The 18,731-nt window shown below is 55.9% G+C and carries 21 protein-coding genes and 1 pseudogene; 15 read left to right on the plus strand and 7 right to left on the minus strand.

Translation table 11 applies throughout. From position 1 onward, the window contains the following. Positions 1 to 257 (plus strand): annotated as a pseudogene (locus AC33YF_RS09125) (hypothetical protein); the annotation flags it as partial. A 50-nt stretch (positions 258 to 307) separates the two neighbouring features. Next, positions 308 to 1,156 (plus strand): SDR family NAD(P)-dependent oxidoreductase, encoded by an 849-nt coding sequence (locus tag AC33YF_RS09130; RefSeq protein WP_491776894.1) that lies wholly within the window; start codon positions 308 to 310, stop codon positions 1,154 to 1,156. Positions 1,157 to 1,337: 181 nt separating this feature from the next. Here AC33YF_RS09130 and AC33YF_RS09135 read toward each other — a convergent pair whose 3' ends face one another. Together AC33YF_RS09135 and AC33YF_RS09140 are read right to left on the minus strand one after the other, a co-directional pair. Next, complete coding sequence (locus AC33YF_RS09135; RefSeq protein ID WP_491776895.1) at positions 1,338 to 1,616, minus strand: hypothetical protein; 279 nt, start codon at positions 1,614 to 1,616, stop codon at positions 1,338 to 1,340. A 234-nt stretch (positions 1,617 to 1,850) separates the two neighbouring features. Further along, positions 1,851 to 2,399 carry a CIA30 family protein gene (locus tag AC33YF_RS09140; protein WP_491776896.1) on the minus strand — a complete coding sequence of 183 codons (549 nt, stop codon included), beginning with the start codon at positions 2,397 to 2,399 and terminating at the stop codon, positions 1,851 to 1,853. 475 nt (positions 2,400 to 2,874) lie between these two features. On the opposite strand from AC33YF_RS09140, the gene AC33YF_RS09145 reads away from it, so the two are divergent. From AC33YF_RS09145 to AC33YF_RS09165, 5 genes are all read left to right on the plus strand, one after another. Next, complete coding sequence (locus tag AC33YF_RS09145; protein WP_491776897.1) at positions 2,875 to 3,534, plus strand: c-type cytochrome; 660 nt, start codon at positions 2,875 to 2,877, stop codon at positions 3,532 to 3,534. 99 nt (positions 3,535 to 3,633) lie between these two features. After that, on the plus strand, positions 3,634 to 3,954 hold the full coding sequence (locus tag AC33YF_RS09150; RefSeq protein WP_491776898.1) for a hypothetical protein: 321 nt from the start codon (positions 3,634 to 3,636) through the stop codon (positions 3,952 to 3,954). 149 nt (positions 3,955 to 4,103) lie between these two features. Then, entirely contained in the window at positions 4,104 to 4,481 is a 378-nt protein-coding gene (locus AC33YF_RS09155; protein WP_491776899.1) for an SMP-30/gluconolactonase/LRE family protein, read from the plus strand. Continuing rightward, complete coding sequence (locus AC33YF_RS09160; protein WP_491776914.1) at positions 4,364 to 4,660, plus strand: SMP-30/gluconolactonase/LRE family protein; 297 nt, start codon at positions 4,364 to 4,366, stop codon at positions 4,658 to 4,660. The genes AC33YF_RS09155 and AC33YF_RS09160 overlap by 118 nt, the downstream gene beginning before the upstream one ends. Continuing rightward, positions 4,638 to 5,018: an SMP-30/gluconolactonase/LRE family protein gene (locus AC33YF_RS09165; protein ID WP_491776900.1), complete on the plus strand. Its 381-nt coding sequence runs from the start codon at positions 4,638 to 4,640 to the stop codon at positions 5,016 to 5,018. Before AC33YF_RS09160 ends, AC33YF_RS09165 begins: the two co-directional genes overlap by 23 nt. Before the next feature lie 126 nt (positions 5,019 to 5,144). Here the strand turns inward: AC33YF_RS09165 and AC33YF_RS09170 are convergent, their stop codons facing one another. After that, positions 5,145 to 5,933 carry a substrate-binding periplasmic protein gene (locus AC33YF_RS09170; protein ID WP_491776901.1) on the minus strand — a complete coding sequence of 263 codons (789 nt, stop codon included), beginning with the start codon at positions 5,931 to 5,933 and terminating at the stop codon, positions 5,145 to 5,147. Between the two features lie 549 nt (positions 5,934 to 6,482). Here AC33YF_RS09170 and AC33YF_RS09175 point away from each other — a divergent pair. The 5 genes from AC33YF_RS09175 (at position 6,483) to AC33YF_RS09195 (ending at position 10,254) form a co-directional block, all read left to right on the plus strand. Then, positions 6,483 to 7,397: an aldo/keto reductase gene (locus AC33YF_RS09175; RefSeq protein ID WP_491776902.1), complete on the plus strand. Its 915-nt coding sequence runs from the start codon at positions 6,483 to 6,485 to the stop codon at positions 7,395 to 7,397. Then, positions 7,397 to 8,101: a DUF6064 family protein gene (locus tag AC33YF_RS09180; RefSeq protein ID WP_491776903.1), complete on the plus strand. Its 705-nt coding sequence runs from the start codon at positions 7,397 to 7,399 to the stop codon at positions 8,099 to 8,101. The genes AC33YF_RS09175 and AC33YF_RS09180 overlap by 1 nt, the downstream gene beginning before the upstream one ends. A 223-nt stretch (positions 8,102 to 8,324) precedes the next feature. Then, positions 8,325 to 8,762: a YeeE/YedE family protein gene (locus AC33YF_RS09185; protein ID WP_491776904.1), complete on the plus strand. Its 438-nt coding sequence runs from the start codon at positions 8,325 to 8,327 to the stop codon at positions 8,760 to 8,762. A gap of 5 nt (positions 8,763 to 8,767) precedes the next feature. Beyond that, positions 8,768 to 9,220: a DUF6691 family protein gene (locus AC33YF_RS09190; RefSeq protein ID WP_491776905.1), complete on the plus strand. Its 453-nt coding sequence runs from the start codon at positions 8,768 to 8,770 to the stop codon at positions 9,218 to 9,220. After that, a complete protein-coding gene (locus tag AC33YF_RS09195) occupies positions 9,217 to 10,254 on the plus strand; it encodes an MBL fold metallo-hydrolase (protein ID WP_491776906.1) in 1,038 nt (345 codons plus the stop codon). Before AC33YF_RS09190 ends, AC33YF_RS09195 begins: the two co-directional genes overlap by 4 nt. Positions 10,255 to 10,431: 177 nt before the next feature. Here AC33YF_RS09195 and AC33YF_RS09200 read toward each other — a convergent pair whose 3' ends face one another. Together AC33YF_RS09200 and AC33YF_RS09205 are read right to left on the minus strand one after the other, a co-directional pair. Then, the gene (locus AC33YF_RS09200) at positions 10,432 to 10,821 is read right to left on the minus strand and encodes a hypothetical protein (protein ID WP_491776907.1); all 390 of its coding nucleotides are present in this window, start codon (positions 10,819 to 10,821) and stop codon (positions 10,432 to 10,434) included. A 5-nt stretch (positions 10,822 to 10,826) separates the two neighbouring features. Beyond that, positions 10,827 to 11,561 carry a vWA domain-containing protein gene (locus tag AC33YF_RS09205; RefSeq protein ID WP_491776908.1) on the minus strand — a complete coding sequence of 245 codons (735 nt, stop codon included), beginning with the start codon at positions 11,559 to 11,561 and terminating at the stop codon, positions 10,827 to 10,829. Between the two features lie 510 nt (positions 11,562 to 12,071). Here AC33YF_RS09205 and AC33YF_RS09210 point away from each other — a divergent pair. Beyond that, positions 12,072 to 12,602, plus strand: a complete 531-nt coding sequence (locus AC33YF_RS09210) for a pentapeptide repeat-containing protein (protein ID WP_491776909.1) — start codon at positions 12,072 to 12,074, stop codon at positions 12,600 to 12,602. A gap of 249 nt (positions 12,603 to 12,851) precedes the next feature. Here AC33YF_RS09210 and AC33YF_RS09215 read toward each other — a convergent pair whose 3' ends face one another. Together AC33YF_RS09215 and AC33YF_RS09220 are read right to left on the minus strand one after the other, a co-directional pair. Next, the gene (locus tag AC33YF_RS09215; RefSeq protein WP_491776910.1) at positions 12,852 to 14,786 is read right to left on the minus strand and encodes a DUF3604 domain-containing protein; all 1,935 of its coding nucleotides are present in this window, start codon (positions 14,784 to 14,786) and stop codon (positions 12,852 to 12,854) included. 288 nt (positions 14,787 to 15,074) lie between these two features. After that, the gene (locus AC33YF_RS09220; RefSeq protein ID WP_491776911.1) at positions 15,075 to 15,662 is read right to left on the minus strand and encodes an OsmC family protein; all 588 of its coding nucleotides are present in this window, start codon (positions 15,660 to 15,662) and stop codon (positions 15,075 to 15,077) included. Positions 15,663 to 15,825: 163 nt separating this feature from the next. On the opposite strand from AC33YF_RS09220, the gene AC33YF_RS09225 reads away from it, so the two are divergent. Continuing rightward, positions 15,826 to 16,902, plus strand: a complete 1,077-nt coding sequence (locus tag AC33YF_RS09225) for a GlxA family transcriptional regulator (protein WP_491776912.1) — start codon at positions 15,826 to 15,828, stop codon at positions 16,900 to 16,902. 502 nt (positions 16,903 to 17,404) lie between these two features. Beyond that, complete coding sequence (locus tag AC33YF_RS09230) at positions 17,405 to 17,749, plus strand: phasin family protein (RefSeq protein WP_491776913.1); 345 nt, start codon at positions 17,405 to 17,407, stop codon at positions 17,747 to 17,749. The last annotated feature ends 982 nt before the right edge of the window (positions 17,750 to 18,731 follow it).

Consider the following 18,731-nt stretch of genomic DNA (forward strand, 5'->3'; position numbering starts at 1 on the left):
GGCTGCTTGACCTGGATCGCACCACTCTGACCCGCAACCTTCGGATCATGGAGCGTGAAGGGCTTATTGCCGTGGGATCCGGGAAGGACGCTCGCTCGAAGATCGTCACCCTTTCGGCAAAGGGCAGGTCGCGCCTTAGTCAGGCAACACCGCTATGGCGTAGCGCTCAGGCCAAGATCCTGAAACGCTTCGGTCGAAATCGCTGGGACTCCCTTAGGCTTGAGTTGCAAGAGATACGCGACGCCGCAGACACCTAAAATTTTTTGCAGCATAACGTGTATATACACTAATGTGGAAGGAGAATGTCATGAAGAAAACTATTGCAAACAACGTGGTAGCAATCACCGGCGCATCAAGCGGTATCGGACGCTCAACGGCACTCGCTTTTGCCGGTGAGGGCGCGAAGTTGGCTCTTCTATCCCGTTCCCGTTCCAAGCTTGAGGCAGTGGCGCAAGAAGTCCGCAAGCGCGGTGGTACTGCGCTCGTCGTGCCAACAGATGTTTCCTCACCGGAGTCGGTTCAAGCGGCCGTTGATAAGGTCGTCAGTGAATACGGTCGTATCGATGTCTTCTTCAATAATGCTGGCAAGTCCTTCGTCGGCCGGGCTGACAGCGTCGACTTCGAGGACAAGACGCGAGAGATGTTCGAGACGGATTACCTTGGAGCGGCGCGAATGGTTCGAGCAGTGCTGCCCATCATGAGACAGCAGCGGTCTGGCCATATTCTGAATATGTCCTCCGTCGTCGGCAGGAAGGCCTTTGCTGGCTTCGGCGGGTATTCCAGCATCATGCATGCCATCGATGGCTATACGAGCGCACTCCGCCAAGAGCTGAAGGGCACCAACATTCATGTGTCGACGATTCACCCGGCGCTGACCCAGACCCCCTTGTTGGCTGATGCGCGGCCTGAGGATATGCCGCCGGCGTTTCGATCGTTGTCGCCGATACCTGTCGAACAGGTTGCGCGAGCGGTTGTTAGAGGCATACGTCGGAACTCGGCGAGAATTGTCGTCCCTTGGCAACCACGGCTGTTGATGTTTGCTGAGGCAATCTCTCCGCGGTTCGGCGACCTGTTCGTCGAACTTTTGCAGAACCGCGTCTTCGGTCGAGTTTCAGGAACGTTCCGTGGGACGACTTACCAACACGAGCTTGGTTGAGGTGGTTGCCTGCCAGTGCTTCGCTCCCCGGGGCGCCTGAGAAGGTAGCCCCGGCTCTTGCACCAGCGATTTGCAGGCTTGGCGGAATGGGCGGATGAGGTGTCTCGTATTAACGCTGCCTGTCCAGAGAATGACCCGCCAGCATCGCGGCGGGTCATCCGGGTTCGGCGTAATTGTCGTGCTAGTTGTCGCCGTCTTGGCGGTCTTCTCGGGCGTCTTGCCGGCCTTCTTGCTTCGCATCGCGCTTGTCCTTTCCGACAAGCCCTTCTTCCTGTCGGGCATCCTGTCGAACGTCGCGTCTATCCTGCCGCCGCTCCATGCCCTGGGTTTCGGCAAGCATCTGGTAGGAAGCTCCATGCGTCTTGGTCTTCTCATACTCAACTTGCATGGCAAAGCTTGAGCCGGCCGAAACGCTGATTGCTGCGGCGATTGCAATTGTGCTCCAGGATTTCTTGTTCATGGGGGATCTCCCTATCTCTAGTGTTGTTGCTCTGTTGCCTCGTGCCCCGTGAGAAGCAGTCGCACAGAGACAGATCAACGAATTCGAAAGGGTGGGGTTCCAGCCACGGCCAATGCCGGTTCGCGAGCGTCCGTCATCAGAGCGCCAATGCTCGAGTTACTGGTGACGTCCCATCAGGCCAACGGATTGGCTCTATGGTCAGACGCGAGCGCGGCTCCCAGCGTGCGTTGAGAGCTAATAGTAGCTGACTTCACGTACGCCGATCTCAGCTTGATGGTCACGACCAAAGGCCACAACACCAATCGATTTGATGGCTTCAGGCTTTGGTGTCCTTCGAAGGAACCGGCTGGAAGGCTTGAAGGCTTTGAATGGCAAACGCACCTCAGACCACTCCTTTGTGGCGTCGAAGCCAGCTTGGTAGTACTGCCAGGGCATAAGAGTGCCGCCGGTCCGCAGGTGTACGAAGTAGCGCTGGTCATTTCCGTAGACGACTAGGCGTAGACCCACTGCATCTTGGGGGAGCGCCCGAGGTAGTTCCATCCGGAACTGGATAAACCCGCCGTTGTTTGCTGTGCTAACACGCCCTGTCATGCGGGCGTAGGCGTCTCCTTCGCCATAAACAAACTCAACCCGTCCAGTGGAGACTCCACCCATAACCGTGTCAGCGATAAACTGCCACCGGGCCTCAGGTTGGCTTTCAAAGTCCTCGATCATGACATCTTCGGCCAGCGCTACATGCGAGGCCCACACTGCTATGGCCGTCAGCAATATTGTCAATCTCATGTAACGTCCGCGTTCCAGTCCTTCGCGTGAATGCAGGCAAGCGCCACTTCGGCGGCGTCTAGCGAGCCTTGCGCGGGTACTCGAAAGGTCTGATGCAGAAAGGTTCCTCTTCGACAGAAGCCTTTCGTTTCACCTGAGCAGCCCTCCGTTTTCGTGCTTGTACATTCTGGCTCCGAACCTCGCTTCGTGCTTCGTCTAGCTTGGGGTCTCGAGTTTCGGCGTGCCCGACAAACGCAAGCGACAGCAGGATGCAACCTGCGACGAGCAGTGTCGCTCTTTGTAAGCCGAAAGTAAGCACCTTGTACCTCCTAGGTTGTCTCGCTTGGGACCGGCGGAGTGTAGCAGTATTGGCTCGCGGGCCAACTCGGGCGACCAACAAAAGCGCAGCCTCAGGACCGTTGATGAGGGCCGCCGAGATTGCGCGTCACCGACCTTTGATCTGAAGCAAGGTCTCGTCTGGTTTGGTCCGACAGTCTTGGTCAATGTCAAACGCCTTGTCCGAAAGACAACGCCTATGCCGAGTGCCCATGTATTTCTCATTGTGATGGGGCTGCTAATCGCGCTTCCGGTCGCTGCTTGCTGCGAAGATACGCCGCCCAACACAGATGTGGCCCCACATACCACCGCCGGCCAACGGCCCCTTGGTCTTGAGAGCGCCTTGGAAAGTCTTGACGTCGACCAAAGACAGCGGATGCGGCGGTTTTCAGCGTTTAGGGACGGAAATGTTCCCGAGGAATATATGAATGCAGAGAATACGGTGGGCTACACGGTCCGGGGTATTGTGGAGGGTGGCAAACTCTATGCGGTCCACTGCCGACAATGTCACGGCAGGTTAGGCCTAGGAAACGGAGATCTCTCTCAAGCTCTAAAGCCCTCTCCGGCAATGCTCGCGTATTTGGTGGGCCAGTCGTTCGCCATAGATCAGTACCTTTTATGGAGTATCGCTGAAGGCGGGAAGCCGTTCGGCACTTCGATGCCCGCATTCAAAGATCAGCTGTCAGAGGAGCAGATCTTCGCGGTCGTGGCTTATCTCCGCGCCTCACTTCCAGACCTCGAGGACTCACCCGCCTCAACCCGTGAGACTGGCACGCCGGGGGCAGATGAGCCGGATCCTGAGACCTATGACATCGATTAGATGTGCATCGAGCACCAACAGATCTGAGACTGAAGACAGGTTGTAGGTTTGAAGTTGAGTCGGTCATTCGACCAACGAGTCCGCAGAAGGAGATAGGCGTTGAACTGGTGGACGCATTTTCTTCGGGAAGAGCGCCTAGCGCACGCCACTCCCGATATGCTCACTATGGAAGAGCTTGTGACCCTTCAGGCCACGCTGCTTGGGAAGATGATGGTGGTCAATGGAGCGCTTCATCGGCGCTATGAGGAGGCTCTCACATCACTTGAGCAAGGGCCGTCGGCCAATGAGGCCCGCAATTCGCTCGTGAAGGCTGAAAAGCATATAGAGGCGCTGAATCGCATTCTACGCGATGAACTGACACTCGTTTTGAGTGACGAGCAGAGCAACAGCATCGATGGTGCAGACGACGATCGCGCCTAGTTCAATTGAAAATGGTTGTCGGTCCGCTATGGCCCCGTTGCTGACATACGGGGTCGAAGCAACGCACACTAACCACCCCCAACGCCCGAGGGAAGTTACGTAGTCTCTGAGTGTTGAGAGCGGACATGGCGGTTGGGCGGAGCAATGCGATGTTGGAAATCGAGTGTATTTGGGAGTGCGATGATGGTCTAGGCGAGACGCCGATTTGGGTTGCCGAAGAAGCCTCAGTCTATTGGGCGGATCATGTTGGACCCGCAATCGATCTGGCTGGTTCGCGGCGTCCGTCAATTCATAGGTTGAATGTCGAGACCGGGCAACGCACAACCTGGCCAATGCCGGAACAGGTCGGGTCTTTTGGGCTCCGACCTGGGGAGGGTTGGTTTGCGGCGCCAATTCCGGTTTCTGCACCATCGATCTCAGAACCGGTGAATTCGATAAAGTCATCGATCCGGAGCCGGATAAGCCGCACAACCGGCTCAACGACGGGAAGATCGACGGTCGCGGACGGTTTTGGTGCGGAAGTATGAACACAAAGCTGACTACCAAAGCGGCGCACATCCATTGCCTCGAGCTCGACTTCACGTGCCGTGAGGCCGACGAGGATTTTTCCTTCGTCGTTAGCAATGGGATCGCCTTCGATCCGCAAGACACGCGGATATATTTTGGCGAGACCTTCGGGGGGCATGATTTACGTTTTCGACTTTGATATTGACAATGGCTGCATATCCAACCGTCGGCCGTTCTTTTCTGTCGAAGACCGCAAGCCTGCAATTGTCGACGGCGCCACAGTCGATAGCGAAGGGTACTATTGGTTTGCGTTGAATCTAGGTGGCAAGATTCTGCGCGTTGATGCGAATGGCCGACTTGACCGGGAGATTCACATGCCAGTCCGCAGTCCCACTTGCGTTGCGTTCGGCGGAAAAAACTATGAGACGCTTTTTGTCACGTCGCAGCGGTCTTTTTTGAGCAGCGCTGAGCTCGCCCGAGATCCGAAGCCCGGTAGTCAATTTGCCATCCATGATCTTGGCGTTCGAGGTCTACCTGAGCCGCAATTCGGTTCCTAAACGGAGCTGAAGAAAAGCACGTTTGCTGCAATCCGGTTTGCACCCCCAAGCTGCCATGCCTCGCCTCGGCATTGAGGTCCGCGAAGTACCTGAACGAAGCCAACTCGGGACAAACCAGTTGTTTTCTTACTCCTCAGCGCTCTCATCGGTATCCCATTTCCTCAGCGCGTTGCGGACGAGCTCTCGAAAGCGGCCATCCTCGGTCAGGTCCGTGATGCCTTTGCCAAACTGAGAAGAGAGAGCGACGCAAGGAGACTTTTTTGAGAAAGCTACGAACAGCTCCTCGGAAACTAGCTCCGGCTCCAATGGCTGAATCTGTTCGCCAAGGCCGAGCCGCGCTAGCTCTGCGGTCGCCGGATAGAAGCCTGCGATTACGTAGTCGGCGTCGCCTGACATAAGCGCATCGAAAGCGGCCTGGAGTCCGGCCACTCGTGTAACGGTGAGTTTATCCTTCAGGAAGGCGTCGAATGTCGTTCCGAAACTTTCGCCTTCAGTCGCAATACCCATCTTGCCAATGAGATCGTCCTGTCCCTGGAACTCGAACGTCTGGTCGCTTGCGACAAAAATCTGGACTGGATCGTAAACGAACGGCGGGTCGACGTATTCGAGATACTCGTTCCGTTCGTCGTTGTAATATACACCAATGATCATGTCGGCGTCGCCGGCACGCGTTGCTGACTGCGCGTCGGACCACGAGCCCATGTATCTCGATTCAAACGGTATCTGGAGCTTCTCAGCGATCTCTCCGATCAACAGCGGCGCCGCACCGCTGATAAGGCTGCCGTCTTTGTAAGCCATCACGGGATAGTCCGGATGGCCGGTCGCAACGATCTTGGTGCAGCTATCTTCGGCTCGCGCCGCATCCGCGAACAACATGGCGGCCAAAAGCAAGCTCAGGCCGAAGCCTCTTTTCATATCATGCATCCTCCAACAAATCGCTCTTCTCACGACGCGCTACGTAGCTTATCCGGGATCTATTCTGCGGTCATTGCCTAACGAGGCGATATGCCCGCTTTGGGTCAAGACTAACACCGGCAGGCAACCTCGGGACTCCAGTTTGCAGCCTTAACCTGACTTCCTCGACCTCTTAGTTGACGCCTACGTGACACGAAGCTTGCATGTCGAAGTCCATTTGAGTGCGCAGGTTTAGGATTCAGAGCTTGGACTGGATGAAGGGTTACATGACAGCCTCGCTCTGATCGGGTTGGAGAAGACTGGTACTTTTCCCTGCCTCTTGGGCAGCCTGCTGCTCGCTGCTGTTCTAGCAATAGTCCCGATCAGTTCGTCGAACACCTTAGTGCGTTCTTGGTTGCATCTAATGCCGACGATTGCTCGTGGCGCATCGGGGCCAAGAGTGGTCCCGTGCTGATCTCGGCAGCCGTGCGTGATAGATAAGAAAGCGGTGGCTTGGTAAACGGGATCCGGTTTATCCATGAAGGCAGCCGCGAAACCCCGGGAGTAAGCATGCAGCTGAACCGTCGTCAGCTTGTTGGATCGATTGCCATTGGAAGCCTTTCGGCGCTCGTTCCGAAATTTGTTCGAGCACAGGTTGCCCCGCTCACCAGGACGATTCCGTCCTCAGGCCAAGCACTGCCTATCGTCGGGCTGGGCAGTTGGATTACTTTCAATGTCGGCGACGATCCTGTAGCGCGCCACTCCAGTGCCGAAGTCATGCGGGCATTCTTCGATTGCGGCGGTCGTATGATCGATTCCTCCCCCATGTACGGATCCGCACAGGAAGTCATTGGTTACTGCTTGCGAAAGACCGGCAACGCAGCGAACGTTTTTGCGACGGATAAAGTTTGGATAGCCAATGGCGATGAGGGGCCAGAGCAAATCGAACGAACGCGTGCACTTTGGGGGATCGATCGTTTCGACCTATTGCAAGTGCACAATCTTGTGGCCTGGGAAGCGCACCTAGATACGCTCAAGGCTATGAAGGATGAAGGGAAGCTGCGCTATGTCGGTATTACCACGTCGCATGGTCGCCGTCATGACGAGCTCGAGGACATCATGCGCAAACATGAGCTCGACTTTGTCCAGCTCACTTACAACATCGCCGACCGACAGGTGGAGGACCGTCTGCTTCCCCTCGCGCAAGAGAAGGGTGTTGCCGTTATTGCCAATCGCCCATTTCGCCGAAAGGAACTGATCCACCGCTTCGAAGAGGAGAAACTCCCCGACTGGGCGGGTGAGATCGGCGCTGCGAGCTGGGCGCAATTCCTTCTAAAGTTCGTAATCGCGCATCCTGCCGTAACGTGCGCCATACCTGCGACCACAAGAGTGGATCACGTCTGCGAAAATCTTGAGTCAGCGCGTGCCCCTCTTCCCGATGAAGAGATGCGCCAGCGCATGGTCGCTTACATTCGTGAGCTCTGATGTCCGAGTGGTGGGCGTATCAGCTATCGGACCTGCTCATGTTTGCGCCGCAGACATATTATCGGCTGTTTGAGCTCTACAACACGAGTCTCTGGCCGGTGCAGGTCTTGACGCTCGCCGCCAGCGTAACGACGGCGATCTTGATGTTTACAGGACCCCGTTGGCGGGGGCGGGTCATCGCCTCTCTTTTGGCTCTCTTCTGGTTATTCGTCGCCTGGGGTTACTTCATCGGCCGCTACGCGGCGATAAATTTGGCAGCCCCGTACTTTGCGCTGGGTTTCCTCGTACAGGCTTGCTTGCTGGCCTTGGTCGGGCTAGTTGGCGGGCATATCACATTCGATGGTGCCAGGACTTTAATCGGGAAGACAGGGATCGCCTTGTTCTTCTTCGCGCTCGTTTTTCAACCCTTGATCGGACCCCTACTTGACAGAGAGTGGTCGGGCATGGAGCTGCTCGGCTTGGCGCCTGATCCCACGGTGGTTGGTACTCTTGGGGTTCTCCTCGCGGCGGACCGGGTTCGTTGGGAGCTTTTTGTGATTCCCGTTTCGTGGTGCGCCATTACCGGGGCAACCTTATGGGTCATGAAGTCACCGGAGGCGCTCCTCATGCCCTTGATCGGCCTCTCGGCTCTTGTTCTCAGTGCCTATAAGAGTTTGACGCTCCGTCGCGAGCTTGCGGGTGATTGGAAAAACGACCGATGCTAGCCCTTTGGTAGGGGTATCTATCCAAGTCTCTGTCGCTTTACCCTGCGGCAGGTCATCCGAGTGATTTACTACCCGCTACGTCTCTCGGCTCATGGCCGCTTGCAGGGCAAAAGCAGACGTGGCAAATCCGGCTGATGAAGTTATTAAGGGCTGAGCCCAGCCAATGCTTGGATTTTTGTCGCTAACTGTCGAGGGAACACGCTAGTCAGCGTTGTACAGATCAATGGCCGAAGTCACACCATTCACGCCGATTGCCTCGACCATCGGAGGCGCGATAATTGGGCTCGCCGCCGTTCTGCTCATGCTCTTCAACGGGCGGATTGCCGGCATTAGCGGGATATTGGCCCGGCTATTTCCCCCGTACGCGGGCTCAGACATGGCTGGCGCGGCAGCGTTCATAGCAGGGCTCATCTTGGCACCAATTTGCTACTCGATTGCGAGCGGTGCGCCAGTGGCTCAGACGGTATCGAGCAACGTGGTGCTGATGGCCGTTGCAGGTCTGCTCGTTGGATTTGGCACGGTTTATGGCGGTGGCTGCACGAGCGGGCACGGAGTCTGTGGCCTTGCACGCCTCTCGCGACGTTCACTTGTGGCAACGGTTGTCTTTATGGTCGCCGGCTTTGCCACTGTGTTCATCGTGCGACATCTAATCGCGGATTAAGAGCAATGTTGCGTGTCACGATCAGCTTCATCGCAGGACTTCTGTTTGGTCTCGGCCTCGTCATCGGCGGCATGGCCAATCCCGCCAAGGTCCAAAATTTCCTCGACGTATTCGGAACGTTTGATCCGAGTCTGGCCTTTGTGATGGGCGGGGCTTTGGTGGTCACTTTTTTTGGCTATCGATTTGCCTTTCGTCACCCTTCGCCCCTATCAGGCGAACCGTTTCATTTGCCGACGGCAACAGAACTTGAGCCTCGGCTAATCATCGGGCCAGCCCTATTTGGCGTAGGGTGGGGATTGTCCGGCTTTTGTCCCGGTCCAGCGATCACGTCGCTGTCACTGATGGCTACGGGCACACTTGTGTTTGTTGCGGCAATGCTCGCTGGTATTGGTTTGGCAAGATTTACCCTGCAGAAACATGCGCCCAAACGCCTGGAGGCCAGAGGAGGCAAGGTATGATCTTCCGTCAGCTATTTGAACCGGTCTCAAGCACCTACAGCTACATCCTTGCCAGTCGGAAGGGTGGCGAAGCGCTTATCATTGACCCTGTCCTAGAGAAGGTCGACCGCTATCTACAGCTCTTCGACGAACTAGATGTAAAGCTCGTCAAGGCGATCGACACACATCTCCATGCAGACCACATCACAGGCTTGGGAGCCCTGCGCGACCGGACACTCTGCGTGACTGTTATGGGCGAGCAAACGCAGGCAGACGTGGTGTCCATGCGCGTTAGTGATGGCGACACGGTCGACATTGAGGGACTTCAACTTGGCGTCATTTATACGCCGGGCCATACTGATGATTCTTACAGTTTCACTTTGCATGATCGAGTCTTCACCGGGGATACGCTGCTGATCCGCGGTACTGGACGCACCGACTTCCAGAATGGTGACGCACGGGCGCAATATGACTCCATCTTCAATCGCCTCCTGAAGCTACCTGACGATACGCTTGTCTATCCGGCACACGACTACAAAGGCGAGACAGTCAGTACGATCGCTGAAGAGCGAGCATTCAATCCCCGACTGCAGGTGACGACAGTCGATGAGTACGTTGACCTCATGAGTAAGCTAAATCTGCCAGATCCGAAGATGATGGACGTCGCTGTGCCGACAAATGTGCGGGTGGGGCTTTCGCAAGATGAGGTTGCCAAGCGTGGCTGGGCTCTGAAGGCACCCGAGCTCGCTTCTCAGTTGAAAAAAACAGATATCGCCCTCGTTGACCTCCGCGAAGACCGTGAGAGAAACAAGTCTGGCGAAATCCCCGGGTCGCTGCATGTGTCCTATAACGGGCTCGCTGATGCGCTCAAGCCAGGCGGTGTGCTGCGCGAGCTGGGGTCCACGAAGCCGCTGGTTTTCTATTGTGCTTTCGGCGAACGCTCGGCCATGGCTGTGCAACGCGCGCGAGACGCGGGGCTTGCGAGTGCTCGGCATCTGGAAGGCGGCTTTTCAGCATGGCAGAAGGCCAAAGATTTAGGTCCTGCGGCCAAATGAGGGAGCTGCCGAGATCTTCGGCCCGGTGGCGGCTGGCTGACGCATCGAGGGACGTCCGCTGACGTCTCGTTGCGACCTCATAAGCCCCCCCGAATAGCGCCCGCCCGCAGTCACTACCACGGCGATAGAGGCAGCTCGCTACTTAACAAATCTAAAGCGCCGATTGAGACGACCGCTCTATCGGGTATAGCAATCGCCGATCAGCACGAACTTCTGGTTGGCGCCACTGGTGATCACTGAACTCCATCGCTTAAGCGCATCTGCTTTATCGACCAGCTCGTTGAAGACCTGCAGCTTTAGTTTTTTCTTACCCTCATTGACTTCGAACGCGTACAGCTCGTCGTTCTCTGGTTGCACTGTTTTGATGCGCTCTTCGTACTTTGTCGCTTTGTTGATGTGCTTCACACGCGCGAAGTCGGCGAACTTGTCGGGACCAGACATGGGGATTTCGAGGGCCATATAAGGCTTGCCCCGATACGTGACATAGTCGCAGTAGAGCACGCTACCTTGAGCTTTCGCAGCGGAAGCAGCGCTGACCACCAATGCGAATGCAATTATGATGCGCAAGAGTTTCAATCAATCTTGCTTCTGTCGTTCGACATTTTGCTGATGGGGACAGTCTGATTCGCATCAATCGCCGACACAATGGGGCAAGTCAGTGTTTTCTCAAATGCGTCGATCAGGTCTTGCCGATTCCTCGTCGTGATATAAAGGCCACCCGTTTCTTCGGAGAGACATTTGACCTCAAGGTAGCTTTGCGCGCCGGTCCAGCGATAGCCTGTCAATTGGTAGCCGACCACGTGTATTGTGATATCGCCTTCGGTCTTGATCTTCTTTCCTAAGTCGCAAGGTGCCCCACCACATGTTTCCTCACCATCTGTGAGCAATACGACAACGCCTGGCTTATTCTTGTAGTCCAAAACGTCGATAGCCTGCTGAACAGCCTTCACAATAGGTGTTTTGCCTGCAGGAACGATCGCTTCCACGGCATTCAGAATGCGGTGACTGGCGTCTGGCAGCGGCGAAAAATTGAGCTGGACATTGCATTGCGCGTATGGGCCGGGACCGTACGTAATGAGACCAATATTTCGCAGCTTTGCGGCTTTCGGCAGGACCGCTGCCAAGGCCTCGCGCACTTCGCCAATGCGGGTTCTATCGCTGAATATACCTTGCACCAAGTTGCCTGCCATCGAGCCGGAGGCGTCGAAGACAACCATCACGTCTTCGGTGCATGGCGCTCGGCTATCAGTAGCTTGTGCGGTCGCCGCACTCATCATCGCAACAATAGCGAGAGCAATATAGCGCATGTAGGCTGGCACAGATCACTCTGACTTTAAGACTTTAGAGAGTAGCAGCTACCTCGTGTTGTTTGGCCGAGGTGAGTAAATTTCATTCCAAAAGAAGGGCGCGGACAAATTCAGCTCAGCCGGATCTACTGTCGGTACTACTGAGTACAAGAAAGGCCCTGGCAACGTGCAACGCTGCCAGGGCCATGGGGAATTGCCCAGAATTCGACAATAGGAGCTAGGAGGTTCCCTATTGCTGCTCACCGGGTAAATGATCAACAAAGTCGCATCAACAGGACTTGAGAAGGTTTCAGGCGAGCGAGGATGTCCGCTCTTGGCTCATAGCGGACGTCGATGCCGGAGCGGCAGATGTTTGCTTGCGAGCACAAAGCAGTCGTTGCGCGGCTGCGCACCGTTGGCAGCTGACTGCGTTCCAGATGGGAGTGGTCGCTATGGTTAGGTATCCTCGTGGCCAGTGCAGATGAGATCGTTTCAGTTGATCGAACCTAATCGGCATCTGACCATGGTGTAATGCTAAAGCGGATTGCATCTTCGTGGTTGTTCGTTGCCGGCTTCTTATCCCCTGCACTGGCGTTCGATCCTGTCAGAGTCGATCAGGTGAAGTACACGAAGCAATGCCCAAAGTGTGATCTTTCAGAAGCCGATTTGTTTGGCGAGGATCTTCGAGGCGCGAACCTTCAGGGAGCCATTCTAATTGGGGTTGACCTGGAGAAGGCGGATCTCCGGCAAGCTAATATGCGCCAGGCGGACCTGTCGCTCTCCTTCTTTTGGGGATCTGACCGAGAGATCGGACTGCGTGCCAATGCCGGAGGTTCAATCCTAAGAGGCGCAAACCTTCAGGGTGCAAATCTCGAAGAAGCAAATCTGACGGGCGCAGATCTAGAAGGTGCGAACCTGTCCGAGGCAAACCTCGTCGGTGCGAATCTGCAAAGTGCAAATTTGAGGGGCACAAAACTGAAGAACGCGGATCTGCGCAAGGCCAACCTTTGCGACGCAATCATGCCTGATGGAACCAAGTCTAAGGCTGGCTGCCGCGATTAATCCTGTTCAGGCGAGCGGCTCGTTCTCAACCTGCGAACTTGCTGAGCGCGCTGCGGGAGTATTTGTGTCCACAAGGTTTTCCTAAGCTCTGGCTCAATTAGCAACTGCGAGATTTTATCATCCAACAGTTTGGTGGCCGGGGAGGGCCTTTCTCAAAAGATCTGATGTCTGCTTAGGGGTAGAAGCCGGACGTCACGGGCCCGCATGCTCATGTCTGCTATGTGCCAAAAGCGGACATCGTGACCCCTGTTATGGCGTATACCAGATCGGTGAGGTGTAGGCGCGCTCTTGGATGCTGGCCGGGATATCCTCGGGCCGCTTCACCCCGAAGAACTTAGCGTCGTAGGTCGTCCAGCGCGGCGTAGGTATTTCGAGGACGCGGACATAGTAGAACGCACGCTTGGAAGCGTCGAAGTCGGGGTCGGTCCAGAACGCCTCGAGCGCTGGCGCGCCAATAGAATTTGTGTAGCTCGCGTTCTCGGCATCGACCGTGTTCCCGATCGGCGGGAGCACGCCATTGTTATTCGGAGTACGGTCGCCCGACCAAGCGAGGTCGTAGATCTTTTCCTGGGCTTCGCCACCGGTATCGATCCAACCTTTGATGATCTGGACGCGGTCGAGGTTCGCGCCGTCAACGTCGCGAATGGCACGTATCAAGAACGTTGGCATTTTGCCTTCCGGGGCCGCGCTAAGATCGCCTCCCATAGGGATGCCCTTTTCGTAGCCGTGCTTGGCGAAGTCGGAACGGTCGAGGTCGTTCTCCGTGAAGTCCCATCCACCAAAAAAGCGCACCCTGAGTCTTGTGCCCGTAGTCGCGAATACCTCCTTACGAGCCAAGGCGTCCCAGATCGCTTCGCGAGTGTTCTCCCGAGCCCATACGCCAGCAAGTCCAGAGGCAGATGTCTGGCGCGCGTATTGAGCAACCTCGGGCTTCCCGCCGATCCCGCCGATGACTTCATCGAAGCGGATGGGATCGGTGGTGGGTTCTACGGCCGCGACCTTGCCAAAGAAGTTGTCTTCCGTTGTTGTCGCGAGAGAAGTGTGCGAGTCCGTTGACCCGATCAGACCGAACTTGAAGGGATTAATTCCGAGTTTACCTTCGTAGGCCAGACCGCGCTTTAGAGCCTCACGGGCATACTCTCGCGGCAGCATGTCAGGCGTCTTGGGCGCAGGACCGAGTTGGCCCTTGTCCCAAACCTCGAAGTCCGCAAACTCGTCCCTCGTCGATAACGACGGGTGTGCCTCGCTCGTCCCTTTCATTTGCGTCACCTCGTATAGAGGTTCCCACCGTGCGCGTCGTTCGGCGTAGCTCCGATCCAGCGGCTGCTTCGAGGTCAGAGTAACGTCGTCGAACATGAGCCCATTTGACAGGTTGCCGTTGTGCGGAATTGCGAGAAGCCTATCGCCGGTATTCTTCTCGTAGGTCTCTATCCACGTCCACAGATCCTCAGGATCAAATGAGTCGAAGTTCGAGAAGGGGATGATCGTGTCTGCTGTCTCTTTGCCACCGCGGAATATCACATTCCGGTGCAAGTTGTTCCGATCGGGGTTAGAAGTCCACTCGAAGCCGATCAAGGCCGTAAACTGGCCCGGCTGGTTGTGGCGTTCGGCAAGATCAGTGATGTGCGACCAGGCGCTGCGGTAGATCTCCTCTTGCCCCGCAAGGGGGTCCTTCCCCGTCGATTTTGCCTTGGACCAGATGGCCCACGCGCCAGCCGCATCGCCCGACTCCACGGCTGTGCTGAGCTTTCGGCCGAAATCAGTTGCAAGCAACGCAGGGTCCTTCGCAGCGAGCAAAGGAGCCAGCCCAAGGTTCTCCGCATGGTCGGCAACCACGAGAAAGTCTAAGGGCCTCGCGAGCCGCGTCGGGAGGCCCGTGGACGAGGTGACCAACTCACCTTTCGCAAAGCGATAAGCCTGGTCGGGTCCAAGTGTATTGCCGACCATACCTGCATCGGCCGAATACGATGTATGTAGGTGCGTATCGCCGAACAATACTTGGTTCGGAAATTCTTGCTCCGGATAGGGCGAATAAGATCGGTCAGCCGGGGAGACTCCGGGCACATCGTCCTGGGCCATGACCATACTGCCTGTCACGCAGGACAAGACCAGAGTGAGGAAGTTTAGTTTGAGTCGCCAGAGGTGGCATGAGACCTCGTCTTTCGATGAAATGGCCGTTCGCACTATTTCTCTGGCTCCCTTGCTCAGCCCAGGGGCCCAACCTGACTAGAAGGTCATATCTGAGTCAAACGGCACGACAGTCAGGTTTTCTAACTGAGCGCATGTCTGCTTTAGGTCATTAGCAGCCCTTACCCGTCTACGTGGGCACGTCTGGTTTACGCCATTAACCCGACATCCCCGGCCCGACGATTGAGGGCTGCTTAGTGCTCGAGGCGGAAATCGGTTCCCGCGACGAAAGCTCCCCGCGGCTAGATCACGGGGAGCTGTCTGGTTTGACACTGAGCCCCAAAATCACTTCGCCCTTATACGCGTGATCTTTACAGGCACAGGGCGACAGACGGTATTGCAAACGGGTGAATGCTGCTTGGCATAGGTCATAAGGTCCTCGAGCTCGTGATCCGGACAATCGGCTTCAACAGTCAGCTTGATCCGGATTTCCTCATAGCCAGGCGATACCGTATCGTCGAGCCCGAGAAGTCCTCGCAAATCCAAATCGCCTTCAAGCTGAGTCGACAGCTCTTTCACATGGATTCCCCGCGCCATGGCGTGAAGTACGAACGTGGTCGTCACGCATCCTGCCAGAGCGTGGAGCAGAAACTCGACGGGGTTGCCACCCTCGTTATTCCCGAGCAATACGGGTGGCTCGCCGTTGGTGAAAACAAAGTCCGCGGTGCGTGAGTCATCCTCGCGTCCGACGCCGTAAAAGTCGCGAATCGTCGAGCGGTTCATTCCGCCGGTGATCCAGGAGTTTTTGGCCCGAAACTGGAACTTGGCGAGCGCCGCATCCGCTTTGATAGCGTCGATAGTCTCTCGAGCGGCTTGGACATCGAGGCCGTTGATTTCGGTCTGGTTGTTTGATGCCATTTGTGGGTCCGTCATAGTTTTGTCTCCTAAATATCAGCGGCTTGCATCGCCTTTTTTGAAACGACAGGATCGCCGCTCCCGCGTATAGGCAAAAAATAGAGATGGACAATGACGACGGTCAGATCGATTTTCTCCAAAAAAGGTCTATTTGTGCCAAAATAAGAACAGGCTGAGAGACATGGACAAGAAGAGCCCATCGGCCGTGGAGGCCTTGATCGTGGCTGTACCCGAAACGGCAGGTTCAGCGCTGTACGGCATGATCGACGTCCTGGCATCCACAGGTCAGATCTGGCAGCAGCTTGTCGGTCGCGAGTCCTCAGGCCATTTGATCAAGCCGAGGATCGTATCGCTATCCGTGGCGCCCTTTGTCTGCGGCCATGGGATTCCAATCCATCCGGATGTCGGGCTCCAGTCGGACCCGTCAGCAGACATTGTGATCTTGCCGGAGATGTGGCTCGCGCCAGACGACGATATGCGGGGGCGTTACCCCGAATTGCTCGACTGGATCCGCCGCCGCTACAAGTCTGGCAGTTCCATCTACTCGGCGTGTTCCGGTTCGATTTTGTTGGCCGCCAGTGGCTTGCTGGCTGGGCGGGAGGCGACGTCTCATTGGGGCTATGAAGACTTGTTCCGTACGAGCTATCCGGACGTGCATTTCAGAGCCGAACCGAACCTTGCTTTTGCTGACTCGGCCGGCCGGATTGTCACCGCCGGTGGAACTACGTCGTGGCACGACCTCGCCATCCACATCATTTCCCGTTACTGCAGTCCAGGTGAGGCCTTGCGTATCGCGAAGGTCTATCTCCTAAAATGGCACAGCGAAGGCCAGCTTCCCTACGCAAGCCTCGTGCGCCGCCAATCGCACGCCGACTCGGTCGTCCGGTCGTGCGAGGATTGGTTGGAGGACCATTACTGTGAGCCGGGCGTATTAGCCAGCGCAGTAGACAGAGCGAAGATACCGGAAAGAACACTGAAGCGACGTTTCAAAACGGCTACCGGGGCGACACTGATCCAATACATCCAGAACCTTCGCCTTGAAGAAGCAAAGCGTCTTCTCGAAACCGAGACGTTCCCGATAGAGGATATTTCGAACCGCATCGGATACGAGAACATAGCTTTTTTCCGTAGACTCTTTCGGCGGAGTACGGGTCTGACGCCAGGGCAATATCGTCGTATGTTTCGACCCGTCGCCGATGCCAACAAACTGCCGGCATACGCGGACACATCCACAAGCATGTCCGCTTTGGGTCGCTAGCCGAGAGTATTGAGAGGATCAGAGGGGTCCGTTTTACCCCTCAAAGCAGACACTGGGAGCATAGTCTGTTCTGCTCACGTTTGCGAACCCGTGCTTGCGCGACTTCAGGCTGACGTTGCAATAAGTCTTGGGATCAGCCAAGAAACGGAAAACATTAAAGATTATGGCGGTGAGGCAGACATCTGCGAACCCGTCTCTGACGCCCATTCCCTGTTCGGCGGGAAAATACACGGAAATCTGCGGATTCAGGCCCTGAAAACGACCGTCGGTGCGGCTTTTCCGCATGTAAATCAATAGGGAAGGGCGCCTTTTCCCTAAACACGAAAACAGAGTATTTTTCTTGAGGAACAGGGAATCGTTCTGGGCCTATTAGGGAGCATTCCAGGCGGGATCAGAGGCGCTGATAGTGCGGCGCACAAATATTCTTGACTTCTATTGTGCAGTGCACCATATTCTTTCCTATCAGGATGAAAACCCTCGCTAATCCGTAGGAGGAACCCAAATGTTTGAACCGCTGCAAAAGACAACTGAGGAACTTCAGAAGGCTGGTCAGGCCAACTATGACGCCGTCGTCCGCGCTTATGGCGAGGCATCCAAGAGCTTTCAGGCGATCGGCCAGGAATTGAACGACTACACCAAGAGCTCTTTTGAGAACGCGACCCGCGCTTGGGAGCAGTTGGTTGAAGCTAAGTCGCTCGAGCGCGCCCTCGAAATCCAGACAAACTACGCCAAGAAGGCCTATGAAAACTGGACGGCTGAGGTCTCGAAAATCGGTGAGATGTACCAGGCTGCTGCCAGCGATGCGTACAAGCCCTTCGAAAAGGCTTTTACGAAGCCCGTTTCGTAAACTGCGCGTCACGAAGCACATCCAAAAGACCCGGGCGCCTAAGTCGCCCGGGTTTTTTCATGCCCATCGCTAATCACACATCAGCGGCTGAAGGGTCTCCATCGGACCGGATCACAAGCTGGTCGATAGGAACGCGTTCTACTCGGCGCTTACGCAGCGTTGCCTTTTACATACCGCTCGGATCACAGGTAATCTCTTTGGGGACGCGTCCAACGAGTGAACTTTGGTCGGTGTCAGCCAGGAACGCGACGGCGCGCCACCCTCCTAGGGGCGCATGAGAGCCGAGCGAGAGAGACCGTTTAACGAAACGAACCCAATTGCTGCAGCGCACGCTTCACTGTCCGCGAAGAGCGATAAGTCGGCTTTTCCACTAGAAGTGTTTTCGCGTTGTCATCTAGTGCACTTGCTAGGCATCGAAAGCTCATCTCAGACATGGTTCTACTGCCGACGCACGCCATAAGGAAAGCAGTGCGGCAGAGACCCTCAGTTTACGCCCCAGACAACGTTACCAGCTACCGCGCCCGAGGATGTCAGCGTACTAGCCCCGAGAAACGCCAGACAGTTCGCAAGGACCTAGTGCTTACCAGCGTGTATTGTATGAGTAGCTTAGCTCATGGCGGTGGGGGCAGTCTTCTGCGAACCCGTCTCTTATCGCCCGTTCCCTGTTAGCCGGGAAAATACAGGGAAATTTGCCCACAAAAGTGCAAGATGCGAGCTCAGTCGCGGCTTTTCTGCATGTAGATCAATGGGTACAGCGCTATTTCCCTAAGCGCGAAAACAGGGAATTTTTCTCGAAGAGCAGGGAATAGTTCTGGTCGGATGAGGGAACACGTCCTTCGCCTCCGGCGGTAAGTGGAGTTGTGTCCAAGGGCGAGCATGTCCGCTTTCGGGCGCAAAGCGGACATGATCTATCAGCCCGTCGATGTCCGCTAATGACCCTAAGCAGACATTCGAAACCTGCATTTTTTACTTTCTGGGCCAT

It is taken from the genome of Methyloceanibacter sp. (assembly GCF_058506495.1).

What these genes read in the sequence shown, in the direction of transcription:
- AC33YF_RS09130 (WP_491776894.1), top strand. Translation starts at nt 308, where the DNA reads ATGAAGAAAACTATTGCAAACAACGTGGTAGCAATCACCGGCGCATCA.
- AC33YF_RS09135 (WP_491776895.1), bottom strand. Translation starts at nt 1,616, where the DNA reads ATGAACAAGAAATCCTGGAGCACAATTGCAATCGCCGCAGCAATCAGC.
- AC33YF_RS09140 (WP_491776896.1), bottom strand. Translation starts at nt 2,399, where the DNA reads ATGAGATTGACAATATTGCTGACGGCCATAGCAGTGTGGGCCTCGCAT.
- AC33YF_RS09155 (WP_491776899.1), top strand. Translation starts at nt 4,104, where the DNA reads ATGTTGGAAATCGAGTGTATTTGGGAGTGCGATGATGGTCTAGGCGAG.
- AC33YF_RS09165 (WP_491776900.1), top strand. Translation starts at nt 4,638, where the DNA reads ATGATTTACGTTTTCGACTTTGATATTGACAATGGCTGCATATCCAAC.
- AC33YF_RS09170 (WP_491776901.1), bottom strand. Translation starts at nt 5,933, where the DNA reads ATGAAAAGAGGCTTCGGCCTGAGCTTGCTTTTGGCCGCCATGTTGTTC.
- AC33YF_RS09175 (WP_491776902.1), top strand. Translation starts at nt 6,483, where the DNA reads ATGCAGCTGAACCGTCGTCAGCTTGTTGGATCGATTGCCATTGGAAGC.
- AC33YF_RS09180 (WP_491776903.1), top strand. Translation starts at nt 7,397, where the DNA reads ATGTCCGAGTGGTGGGCGTATCAGCTATCGGACCTGCTCATGTTTGCG.
- AC33YF_RS09185 (WP_491776904.1), top strand. Translation starts at nt 8,325, where the DNA reads ATGGCCGAAGTCACACCATTCACGCCGATTGCCTCGACCATCGGAGGC.
- AC33YF_RS09190 (WP_491776905.1), top strand. Translation starts at nt 8,768, where the DNA reads ATGTTGCGTGTCACGATCAGCTTCATCGCAGGACTTCTGTTTGGTCTC.
- AC33YF_RS09195 (WP_491776906.1), top strand. Translation starts at nt 9,217, where the DNA reads ATGATCTTCCGTCAGCTATTTGAACCGGTCTCAAGCACCTACAGCTAC.
- AC33YF_RS09205 (WP_491776908.1), bottom strand. Translation starts at nt 11,561, where the DNA reads ATGCGCTATATTGCTCTCGCTATTGTTGCGATGATGAGTGCGGCGACC.
- AC33YF_RS09210 (WP_491776909.1), top strand. Translation starts at nt 12,072, where the DNA reads ATGCTAAAGCGGATTGCATCTTCGTGGTTGTTCGTTGCCGGCTTCTTA.
- AC33YF_RS09220 (WP_491776911.1), bottom strand. Translation starts at nt 15,662, where the DNA reads ATGACGGACCCACAAATGGCATCAAACAACCAGACCGAAATCAACGGC.
- AC33YF_RS09225 (WP_491776912.1), top strand. Translation starts at nt 15,826, where the DNA reads ATGGACAAGAAGAGCCCATCGGCCGTGGAGGCCTTGATCGTGGCTGTA.
- AC33YF_RS09230 (WP_491776913.1), top strand. Translation starts at nt 17,405, where the DNA reads ATGTTTGAACCGCTGCAAAAGACAACTGAGGAACTTCAGAAGGCTGGT.